Origin of the sequence: Acinetobacter sp. ANC 7912 (genome assembly GCF_039862785.1) — a bacterium.
In the GTDB taxonomy this organism is placed as follows: domain Bacteria; phylum Pseudomonadota; class Gammaproteobacteria; order Pseudomonadales; family Moraxellaceae; genus Acinetobacter; species Acinetobacter thermotolerans.
In genome coordinates this window covers 1-9121 of record NZ_CP156796.1, presented here as the reverse complement: position 1 = coordinate 9121, position 9121 = coordinate 1, and the positions used below count along the sequence as shown (strand labels likewise).

Sequence of the window (9121 nt, the reverse complement as noted above, 5' to 3'; positions counted from 1 at the left end):
TAATCGTTGATCTTTAGGCTTTTGCTTATTCCGTTTATTCAAATAAATCTGATCTGCATTTCGACAAGCCACTTCAAACTCTTTCATACTCCAAGCCTTCTTGGCAGTGAAGCGTACATAGTGTAAGTTTTTTGGAAAATACATTTGATTCAGCTTCTTCTGCTCGGGATTTCGGGCATTTAATATCGATCTCATTTTAGCCTGTAACGTGCCAATTTGATGACGTGTACCGTGAAAATTCCCCTTAGAACTCAATCTAAAAGTGGCTTCTTTCAAACGATCAGCCTGTTCAGTCGAAATTAAATCAATTTTTTTATTCAACTCCCGCGTTGCCGACTGCATAAATTCTTGCGATAGATACCAGGTAAAACGGATTTTCTTCTGAGAATATCGTTGAAAAAACTCCAAATGCTTTTTACGAACCCCACGTAATGCACGAGTTAGCTCTTTCAACCGCTCGTTATAGCTCACGTCATCGTTAAATTTAATTCCAAACCGTTGCAGTAAAAATGCACTCACGGATGCCTGATTCCAACGGGTATGTTCATTTTCTAAAAAAGCAAAGCCAAAAATGCGTTGAATACTGGAAAAACGCCTGACATCAGAGGCATCAAAAGGCTTAAACACCCGATAAACCAGATCTTGGTTACTATCAATAGTTTTTACACGCTTGGCATGAACATTAAAAATAACGCCAAAGCGTTCAGGATGATAATAAACCCGAGAAAATTCCGGCTTAAGATCACTAAACTCAATGTATTGTCCCAGTACATAATCCCCATAGCGCAGCAGTTTTTCTTTTTTAGTCGTCAAGATACTATTCAACTTTTGCTTCTGTACCATGCTCGAATTTTTGGCGAGTATTTCTTTTAGCGTCAGCTTACTTCTTCGCGCTTCTCTGTAGCCTGTGGTAAATAACCAAAACTGGAATACCTCACTTTTGGCTGGATCATAATTGATGACCAGACTCCATACTGGTTCCCCGTAGTCCGATTTTTTCTTACGCTCAGATTCAGTCAGATCGAGGCCATACTCCAAAATTAATTTTGGAAGCACATGATGGAACTTTGAAAAAGGCACAGTATCAGAAAACCAAAACTTAGCCCTTCCATTCGAAATGCATTGCATAAGACTGAGAAGACAGTCTGTTTTCGTTGTTGTGTAGTAGATCATTATCTAATCAAAATATACCTTTTATGCGGAAAGCATAAAAGTTTATCTTTGATTAAAAAAGAATAAAAAACACCATTTTTATAAAATAGCGTTTTTTTTGATCAATTTTGGTATTTGTATAAATAAGAGTTCCGTAAATTGAGCGTCAGCAACATGCTGCTGTTTATTTCATGTGTGGGTTTTAAATATGAATGTCTGCTCCAAAGGCTCTATTTTGCGTTTTAAGAGCGTTTAATGATTTAACCAGGGATTTATATTGTTTTTAGAGTTAAACGAGCTAATATCCCCTATTTTTTGCTTCTAAACATAAATATATAAGCGAGTGTCTACGAGCGACACAATAAAAAGTCGCGCCTAGACTCCCTGAAAAACATTTTTTTAGTATCAAAATCTCAAAAACAGTAAATCACTTGTAGAAAATTGAGTCTAGACCCGAGCGAAGCGAGCAAAAAAGTACTATGAGCGAAGCGAATTCCAAGTTTCTTTTACTTTTTCTTAAAGTCACGTAAGTATTCACCAAAAAAATTGCCCCGACGAACTGAGCGAAAGCGAAGTTCAATAGAGTTTGAGCGAAGCGAAAACCAAGGGCAATTTTTCGTGACTTGGCTTTTAATTATTTTAAAGTTTTTAAATGCTTTTAAATGGCTTGAAAGCCTTATGAATAAAGGGTTTTAGCTCTTATATGTCCACGTTTACCTTGCAATATGTCCACGTTTACCTTGCAATATGTCCACGTTTACCTTGCAATATGTCCACGTTTACCTTGCATTAGTACACAAATAATATTAACGTGTACTTATACACAATAAAAAAATAGTGGCTATGAGAGATTTAGTTGTAAAAGACAATGCCTTAATCAACGCAAGCTATAACTTAGACTTAGTAGAACAACGTTTAATTTTATTGGCTATTGTTGAAGCAAGGGAAAGTGGGAAAGGGATTAATGCAAATGATCCATTAGAAGTTCATGCAGATAGTTATATCAATCAATTTGGTGTACACCGTAATACAGCTTATCAAGCCTTAAAAGATGCTTGTAAGGATTTATTCGCGCGTCAATTTAGCTATCAAGAGAAAAAAGCTAATGGGAATATCCGAAATGTTATGAGTCGTTGGGTATCTCAAATTGCTTATAACGACAATGAAGCAACTGTAGACTTAATATTTGCACCTGCTGTTGTTCCCTTCATAACCCGACTGGAAGAACAATTTACTAAATATGAATTACAGCAAGTTAGTAGTCTTAGTAGCGCTTATGCCATTCGCTTATATGAGCTTCTAATTCAGTGGCGAAGCACTGGTAAAACCCCAACCATAGAACTACAAGAATTTAGAAAGAAGTTAGGCGTTCTTGATAATGAATATTTACGGATGGCTCATTTAAAAGAGCGTGTTTTAGAGCTTTCAATTAAACAAATAAATGAGCATACGGATATAACTGTAAAATATGAACAGCATAAAAGAGGACGTTCTATTTCAGGATTTTCTTTTACCTTTAAACAGAAGAAGAAGGATAGCCCATCAATAGAAAGAGATCCGAACACTTTGGAGCTTTTTTCAAAGATGACCGATGCTCAACGTCATATGTTTGCTAATAAGCTTTCAGAATTACCTGAAATGGGGAAATATTCTCAAGGTACAGAAAGCTACCAACAGTTTGCTGTACGTATTGCTGAGATGCTACAAGATCCCGCTCAATTCAAAGAGCTATACCCATACCTAAAAAAAGTGGGATACATGCCATCAAATAAAAAGGACACCGTAAATGGCTAAGTTATCACTAAGTGAAGTATCTAAAAAATTTCATGTGGATAGATCAACCATTTACAGAGCTGTACGTAATGGACGTTTATCACGCTCCAGTGATGGACAATTCGATCTAGCAGAGGTCATACGATGCTTTGGAGAACCTGAGCAAACATCTCAGAAAATTGAATCATCTAAGCAAGAAGGTGATGAATCTACAAAAAAACTTATTGCCCATTTAGAAAATGAAGTCAAAAAATACCAAGAACGTGAAGAACGGTTAATGCAACAAATTGACCGTATGCAAACACTCATTGAGCTGAAAAGTGTTGCACCTGCCACAGCAGCACCACAACAAGATGCTACGGCATGCGACACCGACCTACCACAGCATGCGACAACACAACAAGACAATGATAATAAAAAGAATAATGAATTAAATATTGCAGAAAATGTGGCAGTGCCACAACAAGAAACTACAGCATACCACACCCAAACGCTACAGCATGCCACGTTGCAAAATGTGGCAGTGCCACAACCTAAAAAACGTGGTTTATTTGGCCGTGTGCTGAATGCCGTCTTTGATAATGACTGAGCAATAAGGGTGAAAGATCATGCCGAAACTGAAAGACATTGCCCTGGGAATTATTGTAGCTCCGCTGCTGATCCCGATCATGCTGATTGCATCGTACCAGGATAAAAAGGCGCTGAAGAAAGAGCTGGATGAATGCCAAAAAGAAAAAGACCAGGCATCCTGATTATTCGCCAAAGCTAAACAAACCCGTGGAACATTGTTTATTTATTGATCGTGGAACATGAAAAATCACTAAAACAGCCTAAGAGTGAGTGCTTAGGCTGTTTTTACATCTATAAGACATTGTTTTAGAAGGAATTTTACAAAACGTTTCGTATAAGGTGTATTATGTTAATTTTAGAAGATCTATACAATTCTGTACTTTTTCACAATCATAGAAAAAGCAAATAAAATACTTATCCAAAATAAATAATCAATAAAAAAATTGAGAAAAACAAATTGATCCATGCCGATGAAAATAAATAAAGGATTGATACTTATACTTCCGACTGGAGAGGTTTCACCATCTATAAGGAACTGGAGAGGAAATCCCCCAGCTATGACTTTAACTTTTTCAAGCTTATCTACAACTATGCGAGCAACTAGGGGTCGTTTGCGGGAGAGGGCGAAATCCTACGCTAAGGCTTTGGCCAACGATATTCTCCGGTAAGATTGATGTGTTCCCAGGGGATAGGAGAAGTCGCTTGATATCTAGTATGACGTCTGTCGCACCTGCTTGATCGCGGCCGCGATAGCTAGATCGCGTTGCTCCTCTTCTCCATCCGCGTTCCAAGCTGCGGAAAGGCACCCATAAGCGTACGCCTGGTCGAGCAGGCGACGCGGATCGACGTCCAGCGCACGAGAGAATGCGTCCGCCATCTGTGCAATGCGTCTAGGATCGAGACAAAGGTCGTCTCTGTCAGCCGGATCGTAGAACATATTGGCGGCGCCAAAGCCCACTTCACCGACCAGACCGACGGGATCTATCACCAGCCAGCCGCGACTGGAGAACATGATGTTTTCATGATGCAGATCGCCATGTAGCCCACGCAGTTCCGAGGCATTGCTCATCATTTGATCGGCTATAATCGCCGCGTGGACGTAGTCAGTTTGACAACCTGCGTTTTGATCATCGCGCGCCCGCTGAAACAAAGCTGCAAAGCGATCCCGGATCGGGAGAAGGGCAGAAGGCAGGGGTTCCTCAGATGCGGCATACAGCTTCGCCATTAGTTCCGCTGCAATTTCGGTCGCCTGGTAGTCGCCGTGCTCGGCAACGATGTGAGAGAGCATTCGCTCCCCGGCATATTCGAGCAACATCAGATTGTTCTCACGACCGAGCAACCGGACTGCTCCCCTCCCATTGCGCCATACCAGATAGTCGGCCCCGCGCAGTTCATCAGCAATGTCTTCTATAGGTTTCAATCCCTTGACGATTGCAGGAGTCCCGTCTGGCAATGAAACTTTCCAAACGAGGCTGGAAAAGGTGTCCGCAATGAGAACAGGTTGCGAAACGTGCCAATGAGCAGGAAAAACAGGCGGCATGAACATCAACCCCAAGTCAGAGGGTCCAATCGCAGATAGAAGGCAAGGCGTTCGCGGTCGGGGGCTTCGATCCCCAATACATTGAATAGGACAGCGAAGGCGCGCTCTGCTTCATCTGGCGCTGCCCAGTTCTCTTCGGCGTTAGCAATCATGAGTGCCAAATCGGCATAGCGATCTGCTGTTCCGAGCCGCCCAAGGTCGATCAGACCCGTGCATTGAAGAGTTTTAGGGTCCACCATGAAGTTCGGCATGCAGGGATCACCATGGCAAACAACCATATCGGTGCGCTCTTGGTCGAGCCGCACCGGTAGCTCTCGTTCGACACGAGCCAAAAGATCGAGCTGCGGCGTACTCTTGTCCTCGTCCGGTAAGAAGTCGGGATTGACGGCATTGCGGGACACCACATCAACGGCGCGTCCGAACATTCGCGACAGCCTGCGCTCAAACGGACATTGATCAACCGATAGGCTGTGAACAGCGCCAAGTTGCTGCCCCATTGACGGCCACGCTTTGAGCAAATCCGCTCCAGACAGATCAGCCGCCGGTACTCCCGGAATTGCCGTTATCACCAAGCATGCACCCTCCTGTTCCTCCTGCCAGTTGATCACCTCGGGGCAAGCCACACCTCGACCTTTGAGCCAAATGAGGCGGTCACGCTCTCCAGCGAGCTCACCGCGGCGGGAAGCAGGTGCGATTTTCGCGAAGGCATGCCCGTCACCACGTCGAAAAACAAAATCACCAGATTCTCCGCCTCTGACAGGCAACCAGTCAGAATGCGATTCACCAAAAAAAATATTAGTTCGATTCAATGGAGGTTCCTTCAGTTTTCTGATGAAGCGCGGAGGTGGCTCAACCTGCGAAAAGAGGTGGTGTTTCAAAAAGTATGCTGAAACAAAGCAGGTTGAATTTTGATAAAATAGAGAAATGCGAATAACTCTAGAAATCAAATGTCCAACCTGCCTCAGTGACAGTATAAAGAAAAATGGCATCAAAGTAGATGGGAAACAAAACTATCAGTGCAAAGACTGTAAACGTCAGTTTATTGGTGACCATGCTCTGAGCTATCTAGGATGTCATTCAGGCATTACTCGAAAAATATTACAGTTGATGGTCAGAGGTAGTGGTATACGAGATATCGCTGAAGTTGAGCGAATCAGTATCGGTAAAGTTTTACGTACTTTAACCGAATCGACCTACCAAATTCAGCCTAAACAAAGTCATTATGAGTCTCTTGAAGTTGATGAGTTTTGGACTTTTGTGGGAAATAAAAATAATAAACAATGGCTTATTTACGCCTACCATCGAGAAACAGGTGAGATTGTTGCTTATGTTTGGGGTAAAAGAGACTTAGCTACAGTTCAACGATTGAAGGCAAAGCTTAAACAATTAGGTATTCACTACACCCGAATTGCAAGTGATCATTGGGATCAGTTTCATAACTGCTTTTAAAAACTGCAAGCAAAGTATTGGTAAATTTTTTACTGTAGGTATTGAAGGTAATAATTGCAAAATAAGGCATCGAATTAGGCGCGGTTTTAGAAGGAGTTGTAATTTTTCAAAAAAGATTGAAAACCATTTTAAAGCTTTCGACTTAACCTTTTTTTACATCAATAATGGCTTCATTTAATGTCAGCATACTTTTTGAAACACCACCCGTGATTCACTGCGATAAACAGGACTGTTGTTAAAAAAAGTAAAGGTAAAGGAGCAAGTAAGAGTGCTTTTACTATTTGTTCATTTGAGTATTTCACTAATTTAATTCTCTTATCTACTCAATAACTATTCATACTATACCGATTTTCTTGGAGGTCGTTTGCTTCCATTTAACATAATGGATATTATACGAAGTACATTTGTATATTAATTTAAATATCAACTACTTAATAAAACCAGAAAAATCTAAAAATGACCGAAAAGCCGATTTTGAAACAAGTCGGCTTTTTTATGAGCGGTTTTGATAGTTCTTGCCAATAAATTTGTTTAAAAAGTAATCAATTTTAGTATTTTTCCAATGTTCTCAATTCTTCCAGGCTGAAAACTATCCCCAATTGCTGGGGATAGAATTTAGGCTATTTTGTACGCTTTGGCTCACATAAAACTCGGCCCTTTGCGGCTATCCAGGATAGGTGAATTTTCCTATGATGAAGTCATAGAGAACAGGATGTTCCAAACAACAAGAATAAGAAAGATCGCACCAGGAGCGTGAGGTAAGACAGGAGTCATACCTAGCAACCCAATATGAGAAACCCCGGCAGGATGCCGGGGTTTTTTATTATCTAAAATATTTAGATCAAAGTTGGATGGGCATCCAGAATGCGAATTAAAGTCGCTGCAGGACCAGTCGGATAGCGTCGGCCTTGTTCCCAGTTTTGTAGGGTTCTCGCGCTGATATGCAAACGTGCAGCAAACTCTGCCTGGGTTAAGCCAGTTTTCTCACGTACTTCTTTAATATCTGGCAATTCAAGCGCTGTGACTCGGCTTGCTTTTATTTCATTGCGTTTGATGGCACCAGCTTCTTTGATTGAAGCAACCAGGTCATCAAATAAGTTGTTATCCATGAAATTGCTCCTTCACTAATTGACGCAGGATCGAGGTTTCTTTATCTGTCAGATTATCTTTCACAGACTTTGGATAAGCCACCAGGAAAAAGATCTGATCATCTTCTGTGACCCAATAATAGATCACACGGATACCGCCACTTTTGCCTTTATTGCCCTGAGCACAACGTACTTTACGAATGCCACCGCCATTCTTGATTAAGTCACCTTTATCAGGCTGTATCAAGAGATCTTGCTGGAGCTGACGATACTCTTCATCACTTACAAGCTCTTTGATTTGCTTGGTAAAAATACTAGTTTCAATGAATAGCATAGATTTAAGTACGTCAATGGCGTATAAGAATTTTAGCAGTTTTTGCATAAAAAAACGAGAGCTTTGAGCTCTCGTTTCGCACAATCAATATCGTATTAGTTTTAACAATAGTATTTATAAAATTTTAAAAATTTTTCCACTTAAAGTACTTTGGAAAAACATTTCGAAACTAGGTCGAATATCTTCTCCCTCAACAGTGATATGTTTTATATTCGAGTGAGATTGCGTATCGGCAAACTGATGATCTACTGTGGCTTGAATAGCGTGTTTAACGCCAAACTGGTCTTTTACGCTGAGAGTCTGTTTAAACATATATATTTCCTTAAAAAAATTGCAGTGGAAATACCACATAAATTATTGATGTTTAAGAATTTATCGCTAAGCAACTTTATGATTTAATTTAAATAGCTGATTTAGAGAAGTGTAAAATGTACGGCCATCCAAATTTAAATCAACTTCTATTCCAGATTCCAGTAGAACTCTTTTACCTACTTCGACTTGTTTTAAACCTTGACGTGTATTTTGCATTTTATGTAGAGGAATTAATGAAACAATAATTTCAGTACCATTTTTAGATTTTGCAATTAAATCATTTACTTTTAACAACTTATATCCTATTTTTTAGAGATTTTTTCAATTTTGAAAACATTTTAAAGCATAAAAAAAGCACTTATGAGTGCTTTTTATTACTGCTTATTATTACTTAGATAGCAACAATATTTACAGCATTCGGTCCTTTTTGACCTTGAGCTACACTGAATTCAACTTGCTGGCCTTCAAATAAGGTCTTGAAACCTGAACTCGCGATTTCGCTGAAATGAGCAAAAACGTCTGGACCTGATTCTTGTTGAATGAAACCAAAACCTTTAGTTTCGTTAAACCACTTAACAGTACCTTTAACAATATTTGAGTTTGACATAATATATCCTACTAATTTTTAATAATTTTTTAGTCATTTTATTGACTGATTAATAACTTTGAAAATAATAAAGAATGAAACTTAAAATCTAAAAAACGAAGGATTATGACTAAAACTGCGATACTTAAGGAAGATTTACCGAAACAAGACTTTTTTTCTAGTTAAGTTAAATATACAGTAAAAATAAAAATAATCAAGTTTTTTTGATATAAATATTAATTTTTCTTATAAAATCTATATTTTTTCTTTAAAAATTAATTAAATTCAATAACTTATTTATTATATTATTTAATATT

Annotated in this window: 11 protein-coding genes and 2 pseudogenes; 4 read left to right on the top strand and 9 right to left on the bottom strand. The window is 39.3% G+C overall.

Annotated features, from left to right (window positions below; all coding sequences use genetic code 11):
* Window positions 1–1173: hypothetical protein (locus ABEF84_RS15400; protein ID WP_347473887.1), on the bottom strand; the 1173-nt coding region annotated here is incomplete at its 3' end.
* Between the two features lie 822 nt (window positions 1174–1995).
* Here ABEF84_RS15400 and repM point away from each other — a divergent pair.
* The 3 genes from repM to ABEF84_RS15385 are packed head-to-tail and all read left to right on the top strand — an operon-like array spanning window position 1996 to window position 3677.
* A complete protein-coding gene (gene repM / locus ABEF84_RS15395; RefSeq protein ID WP_163143583.1) occupies window positions 1996–2946 on the top strand; it encodes a replication initiation protein RepM in 951 nt (316 codons plus the stop codon).
* A complete protein-coding gene (locus tag ABEF84_RS15390) occupies window positions 2939–3514 on the top strand; it encodes a plasmid replication DNA-binding protein (protein WP_347473886.1) in 576 nt (191 codons plus the stop codon). The genes repM and ABEF84_RS15390 overlap by 8 nt, the downstream gene beginning before the upstream one ends.
* 19 nt (window positions 3515–3533) lie before the next feature.
* Window positions 3534–3677, top strand: a complete 144-nt coding sequence (locus ABEF84_RS15385) for a hypothetical protein (protein ID WP_001125246.1) — start codon at window positions 3534–3536, stop codon at window positions 3675–3677.
* A 182-nt stretch (window positions 3678–3859) separates the two neighbouring features.
* On the opposite strand, the pseudogene ABEF84_RS15380 reads toward ABEF84_RS15385, so the two are convergent.
* From ABEF84_RS15380 to aph(3'')-Ib, 3 genes and pseudogenes are all read right to left on the bottom strand, one after another.
* A pseudogene (locus ABEF84_RS15380) lies at window positions 3860–4117 on the bottom strand (hypothetical protein); the annotation flags it as partial.
* 87 nt (window positions 4118–4204) lie between these two features.
* Window positions 4205–5041: an aminoglycoside O-phosphotransferase APH(6)-Id gene (locus ABEF84_RS15375; protein ID WP_000480968.1), complete on the bottom strand. Its 837-nt coding sequence runs from the start codon at window positions 5039–5041 to the stop codon at window positions 4205–4207.
* Window positions 5041–5844: an aminoglycoside O-phosphotransferase APH(3'')-Ib gene (aph(3'')-Ib, locus tag ABEF84_RS15370; protein ID WP_001082319.1), complete on the bottom strand. Its 804-nt coding sequence runs from the start codon at window positions 5842–5844 to the stop codon at window positions 5041–5043. The genes ABEF84_RS15375 and aph(3'')-Ib overlap by 1 nt, the downstream gene beginning before the upstream one ends.
* Window positions 5845–5959: 115 nt before the next feature.
* Here aph(3'')-Ib and ABEF84_RS15365 point away from each other — a divergent pair.
* Window positions 5960–6662: pseudogene (locus tag ABEF84_RS15365) on the top strand (IS1-like element ISPa14 family transposase).
* A gap of 658 nt (window positions 6663–7320) precedes the next feature.
* Here the strand turns inward: ABEF84_RS15365 and nadS are convergent.
* The 5 genes from nadS to ABEF84_RS15340 all read right to left on the bottom strand — a co-directional run bounded on the left by nadS (window position 7321) and on the right by ABEF84_RS15340 (window position 8825).
* Window positions 7321–7593: a NadS family protein gene (gene nadS, locus ABEF84_RS15360; RefSeq protein WP_005108769.1), complete on the bottom strand. Its 273-nt coding sequence runs from the start codon at window positions 7591–7593 to the stop codon at window positions 7321–7323.
* Window positions 7586–7906, bottom strand: coding sequence for a type II toxin-antitoxin system RelE/ParE family toxin (locus ABEF84_RS15355; RefSeq protein WP_272330591.1), 321 nt, complete (start codon window positions 7904–7906; stop codon window positions 7586–7588). The genes nadS and ABEF84_RS15355 overlap by 8 nt, the downstream gene beginning before the upstream one ends.
* Window positions 7907–8020: 114 nt before the next feature.
* Window positions 8021–8218 (bottom strand): hypothetical protein, encoded by a 198-nt coding sequence (locus tag ABEF84_RS15350; protein WP_180105335.1) that lies wholly within the window; start codon window positions 8216–8218, stop codon window positions 8021–8023.
* A 66-nt stretch (window positions 8219–8284) separates the two neighbouring features.
* Entirely contained in the window at window positions 8285–8512 is a 228-nt protein-coding gene (locus ABEF84_RS15345; protein WP_004745640.1) for a hypothetical protein, read from the bottom strand.
* Between the two features lie 97 nt (window positions 8513–8609).
* Window positions 8610–8825 (bottom strand): cold-shock protein, encoded by a 216-nt coding sequence (locus tag ABEF84_RS15340; protein WP_151711055.1) that lies wholly within the window; start codon window positions 8823–8825, stop codon window positions 8610–8612.
* Between the last annotated feature and the right edge of the window lie 296 nt (window positions 8826–9121).

Coding starts and splice junctions, on each gene's coding strand:
- nadS (WP_005108769.1), bottom strand. CDS start 7,593: ATGGATAACAACTTATTTGATGACCTGGTTGCTTCAATCAAAGAAGCT.
- ABEF84_RS15375 (WP_000480968.1), bottom strand. CDS start 5,041: ATGTTCATGCCGCCTGTTTTTCCTGCTCATTGGCACGTTTCGCAACCT.
- repM (WP_163143583.1), top strand. CDS start 1,996: ATGAGAGATTTAGTTGTAAAAGACAATGCCTTAATCAACGCAAGCTAT.
- ABEF84_RS15355 (WP_272330591.1), bottom strand. CDS start 7,906: ATGCTATTCATTGAAACTAGTATTTTTACCAAGCAAATCAAAGAGCTT.
- ABEF84_RS15340 (WP_151711055.1), bottom strand. CDS start 8,825: ATGTCAAACTCAAATATTGTTAAAGGTACTGTTAAGTGGTTTAACGAA.
- ABEF84_RS15390 (WP_347473886.1), top strand. CDS start 2,939: ATGGCTAAGTTATCACTAAGTGAAGTATCTAAAAAATTTCATGTGGAT.
- ABEF84_RS15385 (WP_001125246.1), top strand. CDS start 3,534: ATGCCGAAACTGAAAGACATTGCCCTGGGAATTATTGTAGCTCCGCTG.
- ABEF84_RS15350 (WP_180105335.1), bottom strand. CDS start 8,218: ATGTTTAAACAGACTCTCAGCGTAAAAGACCAGTTTGGCGTTAAACAC.